Source organism: Deinococcus apachensis DSM 19763 (assembly GCF_000381345.1).
Lineage (GTDB): Bacteria > Deinococcota > Deinococci > Deinococcales > Deinococcaceae > Deinococcus > Deinococcus apachensis.
This window is the reverse complement of record NZ_KB906399.1, coordinates 57,393-78,123: the sequence shown is the minus strand read 5'-3', so window position 1 is coordinate 78,123 and position 20,731 is coordinate 57,393. Positions and strand designations below refer to the sequence as shown.

The 20,731-nt window shown below is 67.8% G+C and carries 17 protein-coding genes; 10 read left to right on the top strand and 7 right to left on the bottom strand.

What is annotated here, in order from left to right; all coding sequences use genetic code 11:
• Positions 1-275: 275 nt before the first annotated feature.
• The 8 genes from glnA to clpB all read left to right on the top strand — a co-directional run bounded on the left by glnA (position 276) and on the right by clpB (position 11,294).
• The gene (gene glnA / locus F784_RS0104895) at positions 276-1,628 is read left to right on the top strand and encodes a type I glutamate--ammonia ligase (RefSeq protein ID WP_019585592.1); all 1,353 of its coding nucleotides are present in this window, start codon (positions 276-278) and stop codon (positions 1,626-1,628) included.
• 268 nt (positions 1,629-1,896) lie between these two features.
• Entirely contained in the window at positions 1,897-3,051 is a 1,155-nt protein-coding gene (locus F784_RS0104890; protein WP_019585591.1) for a branched-chain amino acid ABC transporter substrate-binding protein, read from the top strand.
• 243 nt (positions 3,052-3,294) lie between these two features.
• Positions 3,295-4,308 (top strand): branched-chain amino acid ABC transporter permease, encoded by a 1,014-nt coding sequence (locus tag F784_RS0104885; protein WP_019585590.1) that lies wholly within the window; start codon positions 3,295-3,297, stop codon positions 4,306-4,308.
• Positions 4,305-5,930, top strand: a complete 1,626-nt coding sequence (locus F784_RS0104880) for a branched-chain amino acid ABC transporter permease (protein ID WP_019585589.1) — start codon at positions 4,305-4,307, stop codon at positions 5,928-5,930. Before F784_RS0104885 ends, F784_RS0104880 begins: the two co-directional genes overlap by 4 nt.
• An 11-nt stretch (positions 5,931-5,941) precedes the next feature.
• Positions 5,942-6,757 carry an ABC transporter ATP-binding protein gene (locus tag F784_RS0104875; RefSeq protein WP_019585588.1) on the top strand — a complete coding sequence of 272 codons (816 nt, stop codon included), beginning with the start codon at positions 5,942-5,944 and terminating at the stop codon, positions 6,755-6,757.
• Positions 6,750-7,511 (top strand): ABC transporter ATP-binding protein, encoded by a 762-nt coding sequence (locus F784_RS0104870; protein WP_019585587.1) that lies wholly within the window; start codon positions 6,750-6,752, stop codon positions 7,509-7,511. Before F784_RS0104875 ends, F784_RS0104870 begins: the two co-directional genes overlap by 8 nt.
• Before the next feature lie 99 nt (positions 7,512-7,610).
• Positions 7,611-8,627, top strand: a complete 1,017-nt coding sequence (locus F784_RS0104865; protein ID WP_019585586.1) for a lipocalin family protein — start codon at positions 7,611-7,613, stop codon at positions 8,625-8,627.
• Positions 8,628-8,735: 108 nt separating this feature from the next.
• The gene (gene clpB, locus F784_RS0104860; RefSeq protein WP_019585585.1) at positions 8,736-11,294 is read left to right on the top strand and encodes an ATP-dependent chaperone ClpB; all 2,559 of its coding nucleotides are present in this window, start codon (positions 8,736-8,738) and stop codon (positions 11,292-11,294) included.
• Positions 11,295-11,359: 65 nt separating this feature from the next.
• Here the strand turns inward: clpB and F784_RS22335 are convergent, their stop codons facing one another.
• The 7 genes from F784_RS22335 to F784_RS0104825 form a co-directional block, all read right to left on the bottom strand.
• Positions 11,360-11,863: a hypothetical protein gene (locus tag F784_RS22335; RefSeq protein WP_019585584.1), complete on the bottom strand. Its 504-nt coding sequence runs from the start codon at positions 11,861-11,863 to the stop codon at positions 11,360-11,362.
• Positions 11,864-11,979: 116 nt separating this feature from the next.
• On the bottom strand, positions 11,980-13,329 hold the full coding sequence (radA, locus tag F784_RS0104850; protein WP_026332276.1) for a DNA repair protein RadA: 1,350 nt from the start codon (positions 13,327-13,329) through the stop codon (positions 11,980-11,982).
• Complete coding sequence (locus tag F784_RS0104845) at positions 13,322-13,597, bottom strand: DUF2087 domain-containing protein (RefSeq protein WP_019585582.1); 276 nt, start codon at positions 13,595-13,597, stop codon at positions 13,322-13,324. Before F784_RS0104845 ends, radA begins: the two co-directional genes overlap by 8 nt.
• Positions 13,598-13,658: 61 nt before the next feature.
• Positions 13,659-13,973 (bottom strand): DUF2834 domain-containing protein, encoded by a 315-nt coding sequence (locus F784_RS0104840; protein ID WP_019585581.1) that lies wholly within the window; start codon positions 13,971-13,973, stop codon positions 13,659-13,661.
• Positions 13,974-14,045: 72 nt separating this feature from the next.
• Complete coding sequence (locus F784_RS0104835) at positions 14,046-16,286, bottom strand: ATP-dependent Clp protease ATP-binding subunit (protein ID WP_019585580.1); 2,241 nt, start codon at positions 16,284-16,286, stop codon at positions 14,046-14,048.
• Positions 16,287-16,405: 119 nt separating this feature from the next.
• The gene (locus tag F784_RS0104830) at positions 16,406-17,755 is read right to left on the bottom strand and encodes a S41 family peptidase (protein ID WP_245557760.1); all 1,350 of its coding nucleotides are present in this window, start codon (positions 17,753-17,755) and stop codon (positions 16,406-16,408) included.
• A 46-nt stretch (positions 17,756-17,801) separates the two neighbouring features.
• Positions 17,802-18,554, bottom strand: a complete 753-nt coding sequence (locus F784_RS0104825) for a fumarylacetoacetate hydrolase family protein (RefSeq protein WP_019585578.1) — start codon at positions 18,552-18,554, stop codon at positions 17,802-17,804.
• Positions 18,555-18,578: 24 nt separating this feature from the next.
• Here F784_RS0104825 and F784_RS0104820 point away from each other — a divergent pair, with 24 nt between their 5' ends.
• Positions 18,579-19,199 carry an NUDIX hydrolase gene (locus F784_RS0104820; RefSeq protein ID WP_019585577.1) on the top strand — a complete coding sequence of 207 codons (621 nt, stop codon included), beginning with the start codon at positions 18,579-18,581 and terminating at the stop codon, positions 19,197-19,199.
• 45 nt (positions 19,200-19,244) lie between these two features.
• Positions 19,245-20,720, top strand: a complete 1,476-nt coding sequence (locus F784_RS0104815) for an aspartate aminotransferase family protein (RefSeq protein WP_157465013.1) — start codon at positions 19,245-19,247, stop codon at positions 20,718-20,720.
• Positions 20,721-20,731 lie beyond the last annotated feature (11 nt).

Genomic DNA, 20,731 nt, shown 5'->3' with positions numbered 1-20,731 from the left:
GGCATCCCCTCCGGGCGGGTGGTCGGAACTGTGCCCCGCCATGCAGTTCCCGCGAGTATAGGCGCGTGTGGAAGAGGTGGTCAACGCGGCCGCGACAACTTGCACAGATAGGCTGGACACCTCCCATTTCTGCATATCAGATCTGCAAATTGTCCACTACCCTTTGGCAAGAAGGACAAAAGCCGAAGGACAAGTCGCATCCATCGGAACGCCACGGCTTGCGCGTCCCCCCCCCTTCCAGCTACGGTCAGGGGGCACGGAGGCCCTGACATCCCATGATCCCACCCCCCCCACCCACCGCGCAGGACCTGCTGGGCACGCTCCGGCAGGAGGGCGTGGAGTTCCTGCGGCTGCAATTCACCGACATCCTGGGCACGACGAAGAACGTAGAGGTGCCGCAGTCCCAGTTCGAGAAAGCCCTGCGCGGCGACGTGACCTTTGACGGAAGCGCGGTCGAAGGCTTTACCCGCGTCGAGGAGAGCGACATGCTGCTCTCGCCCGACCTCTCCACCTTCCTGATCTACCCGCAGTTCTCCCGGGGGGACGAGGGCCGGGGCCGGGTCGCGCGGCTGATCTGCGACGTAACCCTGCCGGACGGCACGCCCTTCGAGGGCGACCCGCGCTTCGTGCTGAAGCGGCAGGTGGAGCGGGCGCGGGAGAAGGGCTTCGAGATGTACGTGGGCACCGAGCCCGAGTTCTTCCTGTTCGAGCGCGACGCGGGTGGAGGCGTGAACCCGGTCACGCACGACAAGGCGGGGTACTTCGACCTCGCCCCGGTGGACCGGGGCGAGCGCATCCGGCGCGAGATCGCGGGGAAACTGGTGCAGATGGGCTTCGAGATCGAGGCCGCCCACCACGAGGTCGCGCCCGGACAGCACGAGATCGACTTCCGCTACGCCCCGGCGCTGGAGACGGCCGACCGCATCGCCACCTTCAAGTTCGTGGTCAAGCGGGTGGCGCTGGAGTACGGCCTGCTGGCGAGCTTCCTGCCCAAGCCCATCGTGGGGGTGAACGGCTCGGGGATGCACTGCCACCTCAGCCTCTTCCGGGAAGGGCAGAACGCCTTCGCCGACCCGGAGGGTGAACACGGCCTCTCGGACACCGCCCGGCACTTCATCGCCGGAATACTGGAACACGCCGAGGGCATGGCGGCAATCACCAACCCGCTCGTCAACTCGTACAAGCGGCTGGTGCCGGGCTACGAGGCCCCGGTTAATGTCGCCTGGAGCACCAGCAACCGCACGGCGCTGATCCGCATTCCCGCCAAGCGCGGCAACTCCACCCGCGCCGAGGTGCGGATGCCCGACCCCTCCTGCAACCCGTACCTGGCGCTGGCCGCGCTCCTGGCGGCGGGGCTCGATGGCATCGAGGGGCAGATGGAGCCGCCCCCCGCCATCCAGCGCAACATCTTCCGCATGACCGTGCGTGAGAAGCGCCACCACCGCATCCGCGAACTGCCCGCCGACCTGCGCGAGGCGGTGGACGAGCTGGAAAAGGACCCTGTGATCGCCAGGGCGCTGGGCGAACACGTCATGGAGCATTTCGTGGCCGCCAAGCGGGCCGAGTGGCGCGAGTACAGCGCGACCGTCCACCCCTGGGAACTGGAGCGGTACCTGGACCTGGTTTGAGGGTGCTTCCGGGAAAGTGCACCTCCCCCCACCCCCATCGGCGGCCCTCTCACGTGTTTTTAGCGGGAAGAAGCCCCTGGCGCAGCTGGAGCAGTGGACTATTGCTTCTTCTTCCTCTTCTTGAGCAACATCATTTTTCTGAATTGGTTTGGAACCGGTTCCCGTTGAAGTTCACCTCATGAGCCTTACATTGACTTCCCTTTATAACCTGCCTAGAATCAGCGCCATCTCAACCACCGCGCATACCGCGCAACACCCCGGAGGACGCATGAAGAAATCCGCCCTGAGCCTCTCCGTTCTGGCTGCCCTGGCCCTGGGGACTGCCAGCGCCCAGACGACCGTCAAGATCGCCACGCTCTCGCCCCTCTCGGGCGGGCAGAGCGACCTGGGCACCCAGATTCGCAACGGCGCGCAGCTCGCCGTGAACGAGTACAAGGCGCAGTTCCAGAAGCTGGGCCTGAACCTGCAGCTCGTTGCCTACGACGACCAGGCCGACCCGGCGACCGGCACCGCTCAGGCGCGCAAGATTGCTGCCGACCGGCAAATTCTCGCCGTGGTGGGCACGCTGAACTCCGGCGTCGCCATCCCCTCCAGCGCCGCCCTGGCCGCCAGCCGCGTGGCGATGGTCAGCCCCGCCAACACCGCCAACAATGTCACCGACCGCGGCCTGAGCAACATGAACCGCATCGTCGCCCGCGACGACGCGCAGGGCCCGGCGGGCGCGAACTTCATCACCGGCAACCTCAAGGCCAAGAAGGTCTACATCCTGAACGACAAGACCGCCTACGGCGAGGGCCTGGCGAAGGAAGTCGAGAAGGCGCTGAAGGCCAAGAACATCCAGGTGGTCGCCAACGAGGGTACCGAGGAGAAGAGCGACTTCTCCGGCATCGTCTCCAAGATCCGCCTTCAGAACCCCGACGCGATCTACTTCGGCGGCATCTACAACCAGGTGGGCGTGTTCATCAAGCAGCTCCGCGACGCGGGCGTCAACACCCCGGTCGTCGGCGGGGACGGTCTGGACAGCTCCGAGCTGGCGACCATCGCCGGGACGGGCGCGAACAACATCTACTTCACGACGGTCGCCGCACCCATCGAGGCGCTGCCCGCCGCGCGGGTGTTCGCCACCAACTTCCAGAAGACCTTCAAGGACCAGGCGCAGGGCTTCGGGGCCTTCGGCTACGACGCCGCCAAGGTGGTGCTCCAGGGCATCCTGAACGCGGCCAAGGCCAACGGCAACAAGGCGCCCACCCGCCAGCAGGTGGAGACGGCGATCCGCAAGGGCAGCTTCACGGGCCTGCTCTCCGGCAACGTCAGCTTCAACAGCGTCGGTGACCGCACGGCGGCCACCCTGTACGTGATGAACGTGCAGGGCGGCAAGTACAAGCTCGCCACCCGCATTCCGGTCAAGCCCGCGCGGCAGTAACGCCGCCGTCCACCGTTCCAGACGGCGGGGGAAGGCCGAGCGAAGTCCATTCCCGACCTCTCCCCCGCGAATCCTGGGGCTGGGCATCATGCCCGGCTCCTTTTTTTGGGGATGGGCTGTGCCGGAGGCTGACCGGGCGCCGTGAGGTGCGCTACCGTGTGCGGAAGGTTCTTTCCCTGCGCCGCGTGACCACCCGCCGTCTTCGCCCCATCCCCCGGACCAACCGAGAGAGGAGTTCTGACTTTGGACCTCGCCACACTGCTGCCATTCATCGTGAACGTGATTGTGGGCGGCCTCGTGCTGGGCTTTGTGTACGCCATCATCGCGCTGGGATACACGATGGTGTACGGCGTGCTGCAGCTCATTAACTTCGCGCACTCGGAAGTCTTCGTGACCGGTGCGGTCGTGGGCTTTGAGATCTTCCGGGTCCTCGCGCCCAGCCCCATGAACGGCTACCTCAAGCTGCTGATCGCCCTTGTCGCCGCGATGGCCGTCTCGGGCCTGCTGAACGTGCTCATCGAGCGGCTGGCGTACCGCCCGCTGCGGAATGCCCCCAAGCTGGTGCCGCTGATCACCGCCATCGGCGTGTCGCTGATCCTCCAGGACGTGCTGAGGATCATCGAGGGCTTCCAGGGGAGATTCGACCTCACGTACACACTGCCCGCAGGCTTCAGCGGCAAGTTCTGCGCGGCGGAGAGTTCCTGCGCCGCCGTTGGCAACGTCCTGCGGACGGTCGGCATCGACCTCCAGCTCAAAGACGTGATTCTGATCGTGGTCTCGCTGCTCAGCCTGGGCGTGCTCAACTACCTGGTGAACCGCACCCGGCTGGGCAAGGCGATCCGCGCCGTCGCGCAGGACCGGGTCACTGCCGGTCTGATGGGCATCGACGCCAACCGCATGATCAGTGCGACCTTCCTGATCGGCGGGGCGCTGGGCGGCATCAGCGGCGTGCTGTTCGGCATGAAGTTCGGCACCGTGAACGCCTACTCGGGCTTCGATCCGGGCATCATCGCCTTCACGGCTGCCGTGCTGGGCGGCATCGGCTCCATTCCGGGCGCGGTGCTGGGCGGGCTGGTGCTGGGCGTGATTCAGAACCTGATCGGCGTGACCAACGTGTTCGGGAGCCTGCTACATATCGCTAACCTGGAATCCATCAACGCCTCGTACCAGCGCATCGGGGCCTTTATCGTGCTCGTCCTGATCCTGATCTTCAAACCGACCGGCCTGCTCGGCAAGAGCAATGTGGAGAAGGTATGACGGCTGCCAACCCGTCGGCCCCGCGCCGCGCCCGGCCCGCGCCGGAACGGACCAGCCTGCTCCTGCTGATCTTCCTGGTCACGAGCGGCCTGCTGCTGCTGTCGCACAACGGCGATCTGATCGGCACTCTGGGTGGTGTGGGCAGTCTGCTTCAGAATCCCATCGTGGAGGCGGTCGTCGTCTCGCTCTTCCTCGCCAACGTGCTGTTCGCGTACCTGTGGCGCGCTGCACCCTGGGCCAAGGCGCTGGTCGGCCTGGGCAGCCTGCTCCTGGTGCTGCCGTGGGCCGGGCAGGAGGACACCAGCCTGCTCGACCTCAGTATCCAGATCATGATCTTCGCGGCGCTCGCGCTGGGCCTGAACATCGTGGTGGGGCTGGCGGGCCTGCTCGACCTGGGGTACGTGGCCTTTTTCGCGGTGGGCGCCTACACCTGGGGCATCTTCGGCAGCCCACGTTTTGGCGAGATTCTGCGCTACTACGGCGAGAACCCCGGCGCCACGAACGCGGCCACGCTGGCCTTCGGGCTTTTCCTGACGGCGGTAACGGCGGCGAGCATGGTGTACATCCGGCGCCGCATCGTGCGGCCCACCCGGCTCTCGACCTGGAGTTTCGGGCTGGCGAGCTTCGGGCTGGTCGCGGGGGTGCTGCTGACGGGCCGCGCGCTCCTCGTGCTGAACGCCTTTCACGCCCAGGGGCTGGCGACGGGCATCAATGGCAACTTCTTCTGGCTGTTCCTGGCGCTGAGCGTCATGGCCGCCGCCATCGTGGGCGTCCTGATCGGCCTGCCGGTGCTGCGGCTCAAAGGGGACTACCTCGCCATCATCACGCTGGGGCTGGGCGAGGTAATCCGGGTGCTGGCGAACAACCTCGACCTGTTCACGGCGGGCTCGCAGGGCATCACGCCGATCAAGAGCGCGCCCGTGCCGTGGTTCGACCGGCTGGCAGGGGCGCTGGGCTTCCAGCCCGACCAGTACTACCTGCTGTTCCTGTACCTGCTCGTGCTGGTCATGATCGCCCTGATCCTGACGGTGAACATCCGCCTGGACCGCTCGCGCATCGGGCGGGCCTGGATCGCCATCCGCGACGACGAGGTCGCGGCGCAGGCGATGGGCGTGCCCCTGGTGCAGACGAAGCTGATCGCCTTTGCGACCGGGGCCTCCTTCGCGGGCGCGATGGGCATGATCTTCGCGGCCAAGCAGACCTTCATCAGCCCGGAGAGCTTCAACCTGTTCCAGTCCATCGGCGTGCTCGCCATGGTGATCCTGGGCGGCATGGGGTCCTTCCCCGGCGTGATTCTGGGCGCGGCGGTGGTGACGCTGCTCAACCTGCGAATTCTGCCCGGGCTGGGCGAGGCGACCTCCAACGTGGCGTGGATTCCGCAGCAGGTGAACCCGGGGCAGCTTCAGCGGCTGGTGTTCGGCGTCATCCTGGTGACGATCATGTTGCTGCGCCCCGAGGGGCTGCTTCCCAACCGCCGCCGCACGCTGGAACTGCACCAGGAGGACAACCAGGAGGACGAGAGCGCGCAGGGCAACGCCGGGGCGCTCACCACGGGCGGCGAAGTGTACAGCGCCGGATTCGCCCCCCAGAAGGAAGAGGACCGGGCAGGAGGAACCAGGTGACCGCGAGCAGAATGATGGGTTCCGGCCCCATCCTCAATGTGCAGGGGGTCACAAAGACCTTCGGCGGCCTGACCGCCGTGAACGACGTGACCTTCCAGGTGCCGCCCCAGAGCATTATCTCGGTGATCGGGCCGAACGGGGCGGGCAAGACGACCTTTTTCAACCTGATCACGGGCATCTACAGCCCGGACCGGGGCACCATCCGGCTGGCCGGGGAGGAACTCGTGGGCCTGCGGCCCGACCAGATCGCCGCCGCCGGGATCGCCCGCACCTTCCAGAACATCCGGCTCTTCTCCACCATGACGGCCGAGGAGAACATCATGGTGGGACGGCATTCCCGGCTGAAGGTGGGGTTCTGGGACGCCGTGCTGCGGACCGGCACCTTCCACCAGACCGAGGCCGAGGCGCGCGAGACGGCCCGCGTGATGCTGGACTTCGTGGGGCTGAGCAAATGGCGGAACGAACTGGCGACGAACCTCCCCTACGGCGACCAGCGCAGGCTGGAGATCGCCCGGGCGCTCGCCACCACGCCCAAGCTGATCCTGCTGGACGAACCGGCGGCGGGCATGAACCCGCGCGAGACGGAGGACCTCAAGGCCCTGATCCGCCGCATCCGCGACGACCTGGGGGTGACGGTGGTTCTGATCGAACATGACATGCGCCTGGTGATGACGCTGTCGGAGAACATCACCGTGCTCGACTACGGGACGAAGATTAGCGAGGGGCTCCCCCACCAGGTCCGCAACGACCCGCGCGTGATGGAGGCGTACCTGGGCCGCGGCGCGGCGGCGGGCGAGTACGGCAAGGAGGCGAGACCGAATGCCTGAGACGCAAACGATGCCGCAGACCAGGCAGGAGATCGGTACCCCGCTGCTGGAGCTGCGCGACGTCCACACCTACTACGGCCACATCCACGCTCTCAAGGGCCTGAACATCGCGGTGAACGAGGGCGAGATCGTGGCCCTGATCGGCGGCAACGGGGCGGGCAAGACGACCACCCTGCGGACGGTCAGCGGCATGATGAAGCCCCGCCACGGCCAGGTGGTGTACCAGGGCCAGAACGTCAGCGGCGTGCCCGCCCACGTCATCATGGGGCGCGGCATGAGCCACGTGCCGGAGGGGCGGCGCATCTTCGGGCAGCTCTCCGTGCGCGAGAACCTGGAGGTCGGGGCGTACACCGTGACCGACCGCCGGGTGATCGAGGAGCGGATTCAGGAAGCCTTCGCACTGTTCCCCCGCCTCAAGGAACGTGAGGGGCAGCTCGGCGGCACGATGTCGGGCGGCGAGCAGCAGATGTTGGCGATTGCCCGCGCGCTGATGGTCAACCCGAAACTCCTGCTGCTGGACGAGCCCTCGATGGGCCTCTCGCCCCTCTTCGTGGAGGCGATCTTCGACATCGTGGAGCAGCTGAACAAGGAGCGCGGCACGACCATCCTGCTGGTGGAGCAGAACGCGAGCATGGCGCTCGCCATCGCCAACCGCGCCTACGTGCTCCAGACGGGCGAGATCCGCCTCAGCGGCCCGGCGGCCCAGATCGCCCAGGACGAGAGTGTCCGCAAGGCCTACCTGGGCGACGAGTAAAGAAAGATTCAAGATGCAGGGCCGCCTCCGATGTGGGGGCGGCCCCTTTCCTGTGCGGGTGCCCACCGAGCGCCGGGACAGGACCGGGTACGGTGAGCCATGAGACTCCAGACGCTCCCCCTGCTGGCGCTGGCCTCCGCCACCCTGCTCTCGTCGTGCCTGCCCCCCCCCGAGGCCTTCGATCCCAACCGCCAGCCGCAGCCGTCAGACTTCGGGCCGCACAATGTGGCGACGGAGTGGTGGTACGTCTCCGGGTATCTGCCCGAGTCGGGGCTGGCCTTCCACTGGGCGCAGTTCAAGGTCAACTACCGGGGCATTCCCTACCATGCCGGGCACCTCGCGGTCGCCGACCTGCGGGCGAACACCCTGAATCTGTTCGAGAACGAGTCGCAGAGCACCCGTTACGGCTTTCCGCCCCTGCGCGTCGAGCAGGGCCAGTGGCGCCTGAACCAGCAGCCAGACGGGAGTTTCCAGCTCGCCGCCGGACCGCTGAACCTCACGCTCAAGCCGCTCAAGGGGCTCGTCGTGCATCCGCCCGGCTACTCGGGCACTCGTGAAACCGGGCGGCTGTACTACCAGAGCATCACCCGGCTGGAGGCGAGCGGCACGGTGGCGCTGGCGGGGGGAGAGACGCGCGAAGCGAGGGGGCTGGTGTGGCTCGACCACCAGTGGGGTGACCAGCAGCCCGGCGCACAGGCCCGCTGGGACTGGTTCGGGCTGCACCTCTCGGACGGCTCGGACCTGATGCTCTACCGGGTGCGAGATGCCTCCGGGAAAGTGGTGCAGGTGGCAGGCTCGCGGGTGGATCAGGCGGGTGTGGCACGCGAGGTGCCGAACGTGACCATGACACCGGGCCGGGTGTACCGCAGCCCCAGCGGGCGCGAGTACGTACTGGGGTGGACCGTGAGCGCCCCCGGCCTGACCCTCACCCTGGACGCCGTGCGCGACGAGCAGGAGTTGCTGACGAGGAACACCTCGGTCGCCTACTGGGAGGGGCCGGTGCGGGGCGAGGGGACCTGGAACGACCAGCCGATCACAGCCGAGGGTATGGGCGAGTTCATTGGCGGCCTCCTGACTCGGGCAGAGGGCGGACGCTTTGCGCCTTCTGGGCGGTGAGGCCCGTGGGAGAGAACACAGCTCTTAACACTCCACAAACTTGACATAACCACACTCAAGTTGCACAATAGGGGTACTGAAGGCATTTGTCCCACGGAGGTACCCCTCTTGAATCCCGAACGTTTCACCGAAGCTGCCACGCAGGCCCTGGCCGCCGCGCAGCAACTCGCCCAGACCAACCACCAGCAGAACCTCACCGTCGCGCACGTGCTGCGGACGCTGACCGACAACGACACCGCCGCCCGCGCGCTCACTGCCGCGGGGGCCGATGTGAAGACCCTTCGCACCGAGCTGGACGGAGAGATCGCCCGTCTGCCGCGCGTGCAGGGGGGCGGTGACAATCTGTACCTCGACCCCGCGCTGAACCGAGCCCTTCAAAAGGCCGAGGAGGAGGCCAAGACTTTCGGCGACGCCTTTATCGCCGCCGACACGCTGCTCCTCGCCCTGCGCCGCGAGAGCCGCGTACCCAGCCTGCCCGCCGAGGCCGCGCTGCGCCAGGCCGTGCAAGGCGCCCGGAAAGGAAAGACCGTGACCACCAAAACCGCTGAACAACAATTCGAGGCGCTGGAGAAGTACGGCACCGACCTCACCCAGCGCGCCCGCGACGGCAAGTTCGACCCCGTGATCGGCCGCGACGAGGAGATTCGCCGTGTCATGCAGATTCTCCTGCGCCGCACGAAGAACAACCCCGTGCTGATCGGTGAGCCCGGCGTGGGCAAGACCGCCATCGCCGAGGGCCTCGCCATCCGCATCGTGAAGGGCGACGTGCCCGAGGGGCTCAAGAACAAGCGCATCGTCTCGCTGGAGATGGGCAGCCTGCTCGCGGGCGCCAAGTTCCGCGGCGAGTTCGAGGAGCGCCTCAAGGGCGTGATTGACGAGGTCGTGCAGTCCGCAGGCGAGGTCATCCTCTTCGTGGACGAGATCCATACCATCGTCGGCGCGGGTAAAACTGAGGGCAGCCCCGACGCGGGCAACATGCTCAAGCCCGCCCTGGCGCGCGGCGAACTGCACCTGATCGGCGCGACCACCCTCGACGAGTACCGCGAGATCGAAAAGGACCCCGCCCTGGAGCGCCGCTTCCAGCCCGTCTTCGTGGACGAGCCCAGCGTGGAGGACACCATCTCCATCCTGCGCGGCATCAAGGAGCGGTATCAGGTTCACCACAATGTGGAGATCACCGACCCCGCGCTCGTGGCCGCCGCGCAACTGTCCCACCGCTACATCAGCGACCGGCAACTGCCCGACAAGGCCATCGACCTGATCGACGAGTCGGCCGCCCGGCTGCGGATGGCGCTGGAATCCAGCCCTGAGCGCATCGACCAGCTCCAGCGGCGCAAGCTGCAACTGGAGATCGAGCGCGAAGCCCTGAAGCGCGAGAAGGACCAGGATTCCCAAAACCGCCTGCTCGACATCGAGGACTCGCTGCGGGCGATCACCGACGAGTTAGCCGAGGTTCGCAGCCGCTGGGAGGCCGAGCGCGGCGAGGTGCAGGCCCTGCGCGAGAAGCGTGAGGCGCTGGACCAGGTCCGTACCGACATCGAGAAGGCGCGCCGGGAGTACGACCTCGGGCGAGCTGCCGAGCTGGAGTACGGCCGTCTGCCGCAACTGGAGCGCGAGGTGCAGGAGCTGGAGCGCAAGCTCAAGGGCGCCGAGTTCGCGCACATGGAAGTGACCGAGGAGGACATCGCCGCCGTCGTGAGCCGCTGGACAGGCATTCCGGTCAGCAAGCTGATGGAGGGCGAGCGCGAGAAGCTGCTGCACCTGGAAGAGCAGCTTCACCAGCGGGTGATCGGCCAGGACCGCGCCATCGTGAGCGTGGCTGACGCCATCCGCCGCGCCCGCGCCGGTCTGAACGACCCCAACCGTCCGCTGGGTTCCTTCATGTTCCTGGGGCCGACGGGGGTGGGCAAGACCGAGTTGGCGAAGGCGCTGGCCGAATTCCTGTTCGACTCGACCGACGCGATGGTCCGGCTCGATATGAGTGAATACATGGAGAAGCACACCGTCGCTCGCCTGATCGGGGCCCCTCCCGGCTACGTGGGCTACGAGGAGGGCGGCCAGCTCACCGAGGCCGTGCGGCGCCGTCCCTACGCGGTGATCCTGCTCGACGAGATCGAGAAGGCCCACCCGGACGTGTTCAACGTGCTGCTTCAGGTGCTGGACGACGGCCGCCTCACGGACGGCCAGGGCCGCACGGTGGACTTCCGCAACACGCTGATCATCATGACGAGCAACATCGGCTCGCCGCTGATCCTGGAGGCCCAGGCCCGGGGTGATAGCGCCGAGAGCATCCGCGAGCAGGTGCTGGGCGTGCTTGGGCAGAACTTCCGCCCGGAGTTCCTGAACCGCGTGGACGACATCATCGTCTTCGACGCGCTGACCCCCGCTGACCTGCACAAGATCGTCGACATTCAGATGACCGGCCTGCGTAAGCGCCTCGCCGAGCGCCGCGTCACGCTGCACCTCACCGAGGCGGCCAAGGACCACCTGGCCCAGGTGGGCTACGACCCCGCCTTCGGTGCCCGTCCCCTCAAGCGCGCCATCGCCCGCGAGATCGAGACGCCCCTCGCCCGCGAAATCCTGGTTGGCCGCGTGCCCGAGGGCAGCTCGCTGACCGTGGATTACGACGGCCAGAAGTTCGACTTCGAGACCGGGGTGCTGAACTAAGGCTTTCAGCCGTCAGATAAAAACAGCCGCCGCCCAAGCACGGGCGGCGGCTATTTGCTGGAAAGTTAACGGCGCGTGGTGGTCGTCGTGGTGTCCACCCGGCGCGCGGTCGTGGCGCGGCGTCCACCCAGGCCCGCCAGGCCCAGCAGACCGGCGAGGCCCAGCCAGCCCCAGTCGGTTCCGCGGTTGGTGGTCGTGGCCGTGGTGTCCGTCGTTGTGGTGGTGTCGGTGGTCCCGGCGGTATCGGTCGTCCCCGTCGTATCCGTTCCGGTCGTATCGGTCGTGCCCGTCGTATCCGTGGTCGTGGTATCCGTGCCCGTCGTGTCGGTCCCAGTGGTGTCTGTGCCCGTGGTATCGGTCCCAGTCGTGTCCGTGCCCGTCGTGTCGGTGCCTGTGGTATCCGTCCCGGTCGTATCCGTCCCCGTAGTATCGGTGCCCGTGGTATCGGTCGTGGTTCCCGTCGTATCGGTGGTGCCCGTGCCCGTCGTATCCGTGTCGGTCTGGGCGAGGACACTCGTGGGCGCGGCGAGCAGGGCGGTGACGGTCAGAATTCGCAGGGTCTTCTTCATAAGTGACCCCAGTGTGACCCGAGATTCCAACAGACACATCTCAGCCGGGCGCCTTTTTCTTGACCAAACCTCTATGCACTCCTTCACATCTCTATACCTTTACGAAAGCAAGCTCTTCAATTCGTTGCCTTCCAGACGAGCCCCACGGCCTCCTCCACACTGCGGACGCCCTCGCGCCCATCCAGGCCGGGGGGCACGATCAGGTTGCGGTAACCCGCGCGGCGGGCCTCCTCGGCGCGGCGCAGGGCACCCTGGGTCGAGCGGACCTCGCCCGCCAGACCAACTTCTCCGAAAACGGCGACATTGCCCGGCAGGGCGCGCCCCACGACGGCGGAGTACACCGCGAGCGCCACCGGGAGGTCGAGGCCGGGGTCGGGCACCTTCAGGCCGCCCGCCAGGTTGACGTACACGTCCAGCCCGCCCAACGTGAGGTCCAGACGGCGTTCCAACACGGCGAGCACCACGTCCACCCGGCGGGGGTCAAGACCGACCACCACCCGGCGGGGGTTGGGGTAGGGCGTCTTTGCCGCGAGCGCCTGGACTTCGAGCAACATGGGGCGCTGACCGTCGATGGTGGCGGCGACGACACTGCCGGGCACGCCGACGGGCCGCTCGGCGAGGAAGGCGGCGGAGGGGTTCTCGACGGCGACCAGCCCCTCGCCCCGCATCTCGAAGACCCCCAGTTCCCCGGCCTGACCGAAGCGGTTTTTCACGCTCCTGAGCAGGCGGAAGGAGCCGACCGTTTCCAGGAACACCGTCGTGTCGACGATGTGTTCCATCACCTTCGGCCCGGCGACGGTGCCCTCCTTGGTGACGTGACCGACGAGGACAGTAGCCGTTCCGGTCTCCTTGGCGGCGCGGGTCAGCAGGGCCGTCCCCTCGCGCACCTGGGCGACGCCGCCGGGGGTGCCGTCCCCCTCGACGGTCACCGTCTGGATGGAATCCACGATGCACAGGGCGGGCTTATGCTCGGCCATCAGGGCGGCGATATGTTCGGCGCGGGTGTCGCGGGTGAGCTGAATCTCGGCGGCCACATTGAGGCGGTCGGCCCGCAGGCGAATCTGCTCCAGCGACTCCTCGCCCGCGACGTAGAGGACCGTTGAACCGCCCCGCGCCAGCTTGTCGGCAACCTGAAGGAGCAGCGTGCTCTTGCCGATGCCGGGTTCGCCACCGATGAGGGTGACGCCGCCCGCCACGAGACCGCCACCCAGCACCCGGTCGAGTTCGGGGATGCCGCTGGGAAGGCGGGGTTCCTCGCGCCGCCCGACAGTGGAGAGGGGAGTGAGGCGACCGCCCGAGACGCCCCCATAGCCGCCTCCCAGTCCGCCCCGCGCTTTTGAGCTGGTGGCAACCGGCACCTCCTCCTCGAAGGAGTTCCACGCCTGGCAGTTGGGGCAGCGGCCAAGGGGCTTTGCCGACTGATAGCCGCAGCTCGTACAGATATATTTCGTCGTAACTTTAGCCATTGGGCCTGCTGTCCGCCCGCCAGTACGTGCCGTTTCCCCGGTCGAGGTAGTCCCCATCCACGAGTTCGGTGAGCAGCACGCCGGGGTCCTCCAGCGTGCTGTGGTCACGCAGCACCCTTATCACCTCATCCTCGCTGTAACGGCGACCCGGCTCGAAGAGACCTGTAAGGTAGTCGAGAATGGCGAGCTGATGCGCCCGGCGGCGGTCGGAGGGCCAGCCCGTAATGCGGCCATATTCGTCCTGAAAGGCGGCGATGCTCTTGGTCATGGGGGGCATGGTAGCGGTCCAGGCGCCTCATCACAGGAATCCAATGCTCGCACCGCTGAGCTCACCGGGGCGTCCGCTGCCGTTCACGCAGGTACAGGAACAGCGGCAGGCCGAAGGAAGGCCCGACACACAGCGTTCCGAGAATGGCCGCCCAGGACCCACGAACGCCGCTGCGCCGCCCCTCAACGACGATCAGCAGGATCACGGCCAGCGCGCTGACGAGAACATCGGCCCACGCGAAAGCCGAGATGCGGGTCGCCACCGCCTCCCGGACAAGCAGCGGCAGGTTCAGGCCGTTCTCCATGAGCCAGGGCACGAACTGGCTGAATGGCAGGACGAAGCCGAGGAGGGCCAGGACCAGCAAGAGGGCCTGCATTTGCCAGAAACTCTACCCAAAAGAACTGGGCGGAGGACATAGGGTCGCTCCGCCCGGCTGGGTTAAGTGCCTTTAAGCCAGGATCTGCGGCGGCGCCGTCTTCCCGCGTTCGAACTGGATGCCATCGGTCCCCAGCACCACGCGCAGTTCCTCACCCGCATTGCCGATAAGTTCCAGGGCCAGCGGGTCCTCGATCTCCTCGCGGACGAGGGTGCGGAGCTGGCGGCTGGAGCCCACCGCGTGCTTGGGGCTGCGGGCCTTGAGCTTGCTGACCAGCCACGGGGCGATGGCGGGGTCGAAGGTGACGTTGAGCTCGCGGCTGGCGAGTTCCTCGCGCATCTCGCCCATGAGCTGCTGCGCGACGCGCACGAGTTCGTCCTCGCCCAGCGGGCGGAAGCGAATCACGTCGTCGAGGCGGTCGAGGAATTCGGGCGTGAAGATGTGCCGCAGCGGCGTGTTGTTGTCGGGCGTGACGGGCGAGAAGCCCACCGTGGGGTTCACGTTGAAGCCCGTGTTGCTCGTCATGATGATGATCGTGCGGCGGAAGTCCACCGTGCGGCCCAGCCCGTCGGTGAGGCGGCCGTCGTCGAGCACCTGGAGGAAGGTGTTGTAGATGTCGGGGTGCGCCTTCTCGATCTCGTCGAGCAGGATCACCGAGAAGGGCTGGCGGCGCACGGCCTCCGTCAGGCGACCGCCCTGCTCGAAGCCCACGTAGCCGGGAGGCGAACCGATCAGCTTGGAGATGGAGTGCGACTCCTGGAACTCGCTCATGTCCACCCGGATCAGCGACCGCTCCGAGCCGAAGAGGGTGCGGGCCAGGACCTTGGCGAGGTGCGTCTTGCCCACGCCGCTGGGGCCGACGAAGAGGAAGCTGGCGGCAACGCGGGTGCGTCCGCCCAGACCAACGCGGGCACGGCGCAGGGCGCTCGACAGCGCCTTGACCGCCTCGGGCTGGCCGTAGGTCTGATCGTTGAGCTGGTCTTCGAGGTCGTTGAGTTGCGCGGCCGACTCCTCGGAGTAGATGCCGCCCATCGAGTTGATGACACTCTCAATGTCCTCGCGGGCCACCATCGGCTCGCCGTCCTCGGTCTCGGAGACGGGGAGGCCAACGCTCATGTTGAGGCGGACGCGGCTGGCCGCCTCGTCGATGAGGTCAATGGCCTTGTCGGGGAAGTTGCGGCCCGGGAGGCTGCGCTCGCCGATGCGGACGGCGAGTTCGAGGGCGGCCTCGGGAATCTGGACGCCGTGGTGCTCCTCATACCGGGGGCGCAGACCGCGCAGGATTTGCAGCGTCTCGGCGGGGCTGGGCTCCAGCACGATCACGGGCTGGAAGCGGCGCTCCAGGGCGGCGTCCTTCTCGATGTAGCGGTGGTACTCGCCAGTCGTGGTCGCGCCGATGACCTGGATTTCGCCGCGGCTCAGGGCGGGCTTGAGGATGTTCGCCGCGTCGAGGGTGCCCTCCGCACCGCCCGCCCCGACCAGGGTGTGCAGCTCGTCGATGAAGGCCATGACCTTGGCGTTGCGGAGTTCCTCAATGATCTGCCGCAGCCGCTCCTCGAACTCGCCGCGGTACTTGGTCCCGGCGACGACGCCCGAGAGGTCGAGGCTGACGAGGCGGACGCCGTGCAGGTTGGGCGGCGTCCGCTTCTCGTGGATGGCGAGCGCGAGCCCCTCGACGATGGCGGTCTTGCCCACGCCGGGGTCGCCGATGAGGACGGGGTTGTTCTTGGTACGGCGGGTGAGGATCTGGGTGACGCGGCGGATCTCCTCCGAGCGGCCGATCACCGGGTCGAGCTTGCCCTCGCGGGCCTGCTTCGTCAGGTCACGGCCGTACTCGTCGAGAAAGGGCGTGGCGACCGGCTTGGCGGTCTTGCCCCCGGTGCTGCCGTCCCCCTGCGCGAGCACCCGCCAGCGGATCGTGTCCACATCCTTGGTGAGTTCCTGGAGGATGCGGAAGGCCACCCCGTCCCCCTCGCGGATGATGCCCAGGAGGATGTGCTCGGTGGAGGTGACCTGCGCACCGAGAGAACGGGCCTCGGCGGACGCGAGTTCCATGACGCGGCGGGCGCGGGGGGTGATGGAGGGGGCGTCGTTCAGGCGGTTGCCCTCGCCCCGGCCGATGATCTCCTCGACGCGGCGGCGCAGGCCGTCGAGCGAGGCGCCGAACTCGGTGAGGATGGTTGCGGCGGTGCCGCCCTCGCGCATCAGGCCGAGCAGGAGGTGTTCGGGGCCGACCATCGCGTGCCCCAGCCGGTTGCCCTCTTCCCGGGCATAGTGGAACACGAGGCGGGCGCGGTCGTCATATCTGTTCATGGGCTACCCCCTGTGTCGGGCGGGCCGCACTTTGCCGGGGCTCAGCGCGCTGGAAGATCTGGTAGGACTGCATTGATTCTAGTGTACGGGCGCCTTCCCGTGCAGGACGCGGTCGGGCGTTACCTTCTGTTCACACCCGGGGTGCCCACCCCCAGAGTAGCGTCAGGGGCCTGACTGGGGTCTGTCTGCGCCGACCCGATTGGCCGCTTCTGACCAGCCAGGGCACGCAGGGCGGTGAGAGCGGCTTCTAGTGTGGTATCGCGGCCCTCGGTGGTCAGCACGCCAATGTCAGTGGGCGCCGCCACTTCGGGGGTGATGGCGTCGGGGAGAGGCTGGTCCCCGTCGGTGTACGCCCGCAGCACGGTCACCGACAGCACGCCGCCGTCCGGCATGGGCTGGAAGACCACGCCGCTGTTGCCCACCCCGCGCGTCTTCTCGCCGACGACGATGGCCCCAGCCTGCCGGGCGTAGTACGTGAAGACCTCGGCACAGGAGGCGGTGTTGGGGCCGACCAGGACGGCGAGCGGGCCGGGCCAGACGTTGCGGTCGGGGCGGGCGGCGCGGGCCAGGAAGGGGAGCACCTCCTCGCCGAGCAGGCCGCCGTAGGTGTAGCCCCCGCCCTGCCAGCGGGTCTTGTACAGCACGGGGCCGAAGGTGCTGGCGGCGGCCACGCACTGGTCCAGCGACCCGCCGCCGTTGTAGCGCAGGTCCACGATCAGCGCCTTCGCCCCGGCGTCCCGCGCCTCGCCGACGCGCTTGAGGAAGAGTTCGGAGCTGTCGCTCGCCAGGAAGGTCGGGTAGTCGATCACGGCGGTCTTGCCCTCCGGCCCGGTCCAGCTCAGGGTGGGCTCGTCCCGCGCCTGGAGGCTGGCGGTGCCCAGGGTGAGGTCGCGGTCCGGCTGGCCCGCCCGGCGCACGGTCACCCGCAGGGGCGTGCCCGCCCGCTCCAGCCGCGTAAACTCGTTCGGCCCCACCGCGAGGTTCTTGCCCGCCGCGTCCTTCCCGGCGGCCTGGCCATTCACGGTGGTCAGCAGGTCGAAGCGGCGCACCCCAGCACCCTCGGCGGGGCTTCCCGGCATGACGGATACGACGAGCAGGCCGCCAGCCACCCGCACGACACGCAGGCCCGTCCGGTTCACGGCGCGGCCAAAGGTGACCTCCGCGATGCGCTCGGCCCCCTCTGCGTCGCGGATGTTGGTGTGGGGGTCGCCGAGTTCGGTGAACATGTCACTCAGAACGGTCCGCCCCGTGGTGTAGTCGCAGGCGTCGCCCTGGGGGGCGCACTTCTGGGCGAGGACAGCGGCGTACTTAGTGCCCAGTTCCTTGCGGTCAGTGGTGGACCAGCCGTAGTAGCGGCTCTGCACAGCCTGGGTGGCGGCGTCGAAGAGGTCCGTGGCCGGACTCGCCCCCGCCGTCAGGGAGGCGAGCAGCGCGAGGGCCAACGTGCGGGCACAGTGGCGGGTGGGCACACCTCAGGCTAGCGTGTGGAGCCATCAAAAAATCGTGTCAGCGACGCTATCCGATGTGAGTCGTGAGAACCCCGACCCCCTCGACCTCCACCTCGACGGTATCGCCCTTTTGCAGCGGGCCGACGCCCTCCGGCGTGCCCGTGAGGACCACGTCGCCGGGTTCCAGCGTCACGAAGCGGGTGATGTAGGTCAGAATCTGCACCACGTCAAAGATCATGTGGCTCGTCCGCCCGTCCTGCCGGGTCTCGCCGTTCACGCGGGTTTGCACACGCAGGTCGCCCGGCTCCAGGTCCGTCTCCAGCCAGGGGCCGAGGGGGCAGAAGCGGTCTGCGGCCTTGGCACGAAACCATTGCAGGTCGGTCTTCTGAAGGTCGCGGGCGGTGAGGTCTAGGCCGCAGGTGTAGCCCAGCACGGCGTCCAGCGCGTTGTCCGGCCCCAGGTCCCGCGCCCGGCGCCCGATCACCAGCGCGAGTTCGCCCTCGAAGTGGAAGTTATGTGTCCAGGCAGGGTAGTCCACCGTGCCGCCCGGCTCAGCCAGCGCGTTCGGCCCCTTCAGGAAGAGGCCCGGCTCGCTCGGCAGGTCGCCCTTGTCGTTGCCCAGCTCGCGGATGTGATCGAGGTAGTTGCGGCCCACGCAGACGATCTTGGTGGGCTCGGCGGGGACGAGGAGTTGGGCAACCTCCAGCGGCGCCGTCTCCCCTGTGCGCTCGCCGCCCATGCCGCGCGTGAGGTGGACGGTATCCCCCTCGACCTGGCCCCAGTGAGGGGCGCCCCCGTGCTCGATTCTGACCAGACGCATGGGGGGAGGATATAGCCTGGCAGGGTGCTGACCCTCGCCCAGCTCCGCGAACTCCAGTCGCTTGCCCAGGCGGGCCTCACCTACACCCGCGATCCCTACGACCGCGACCGCTACGAACGGCTGCTGGCCCTGACGGCGGAGTTGCTGGCCGAGCAGACCGGGCAGTCACCGGGCAAGGTTCACGAATTGCTGCGAGCGGAACAGGGCTACCTGACGCCCAAGGTGGACGTGCGAGCGGTCGTGCTCAACGACCGGGGCGAGGTGCTGCTGACGCGGGAGAAGGTGGACGGCCTGTGGAGTCTGCCGGGGGGCTGGGCGGACCCCGGCGACAGTCCCCGTGAGGTCGCCGCGCGCGAGGTGCGCGAGGAGACGGGGCGGGAGGTGCGGGCAACCCGGCTCCTCGCCCTTCTCGACAAGGGCAAGCACACCCATCCACCCGACCTCTGGGCTGTGTACAAGGTGTTCGTGGCCTGCGAGTTGTTGAGTGATCCCGGCAAGCATCCCCGGAACACCGAGACGCTGGACAGCGGCTGGTTCTCCCCGGATGCCCTGCCGCCCCTCAGCCTAGGCCGCAACCTCCCCGAGCAGGTGGCGCGGATGGTGGAGCTGGCCCAGCATCCCGAACTGGGCGTGGACGTGGATTGAGTCCCAGGCAGGACGTCCCCCAACGCTGGGGGCTAGACTGCCGCGGTGACGACCGGCCCAACAGGCAGCTTGCCCCCAGGTTTCATCCGCGCGCAGGACGTGCTCGACGAGCGGTTCAGCCCCGAACAGGCGCGCACGCTCGACACCCGCTATGGCAACGAGGAATTGCTGTTCGGCCTGAATCTCCTGGGCCTCGCGGGGCCTTTTTACCGGGTCACCCCCTGGGAACTGGAGGACGAGCAGGGCGTGCGGCGCATCAACGCCTCGGGGTACGCGGCGGTGCCGTTCGGGGACATGCCCCCAGTACTTACCGCCTTCGTGCGGGAGTTCATGGAGAAGAACCGGGCGCAGACCCTGCCCCAGCAGGCGAGCAGTCCGTGGCGGGCGGCCCTCCAGACGAACCTCGTGCGGCTGTTGGCCCGCGAACTCCCCTCCCACGCCGACTCGCAGGTCTTCTTCTGCTCCAGCGGCACCGAGGCCATCGAGGGCGCGCTGAAGTTCGCCAAGGCGTGGCGGCCCCGGGGCAAGTTCTACATCTCCTTTTCCAGTGGCTACCACGGCAAGACGCTGGGCAGCCTGAGCCTGACCCCCAACCCCGAGTACCAGGACGTGTTCCGCCCGCTGATTCCCGGCGCGCTGACGAGCCCGTATGGTGACTTGGACGCGCTGACCCGGCTGATCCGGCGGCTGGGGCCGGACAACGTGGTCGCGGTGGTCGTCGAGCCCATCCAGGGCGAGGGCGGTGTGAACATTCCCCCGCCCGGCTTCCTGCGCGGAGTCGGGGACCTCTGCCGCCGCCACGGCATCGTGTGCATCGCGGACGAGATTCAGACCGGGCTGGGCCGCACCGGGCACTGGTTCGAGTCGGCGGTGCAGGGCCTGGACCCCGACATCGTGACGCTCGCCAAGCCGCTGGGCGGCGGGATGACAGCGGTGGGCGCGACCATAGTGCGCCACACGATCTACAAGAAGATGCTGGGCGGGCTGAGCAGCAAGCGTCACTCCAACACCTTCGGCGGGAACGCGCTGGCGATGGCGGTGGGCCTCAAGGCGCTCGAATACCTGATCGAGCAGGACCTCCCCGCCCGCAGCGCGCGGCTGGGTGCCCTGGGCCTGGAGCGGCTGCGGTCGCTTCAGCAACAGCACCCCCGACTCTTCGAGGACGTGCGCGGCCAGGGGCTGCTCCTCGCCATGCAGTTCAAACCGATAGTCGGCCTTCCGCTGCCCGGCGTCCTCAAGGAACTCGTGTTCGAGGCGACCGCCATCCTCGCCCTGCGTGAGCTGCACGAAGCGCGGGTCCTCGCCAACCTCAGCCTCAGCTCCAAGCGCACGGTGCGCCTGACCCCCGCCCTCGACATGCCCGAGGACCTGTTCGGCGAACTCTTCAATCGGGTCGCCACCTTCGCCGAGCGCAACCCCGCCTCACGCCACATCCTGACGAACACGCCCCCTGCCATGACCGCCCGATTGGCTAAGTTCGCCGCGAGCAAGCCGAAGAAGCGGACGGAGAGCGACGGGTAGGGAGGCGGGAA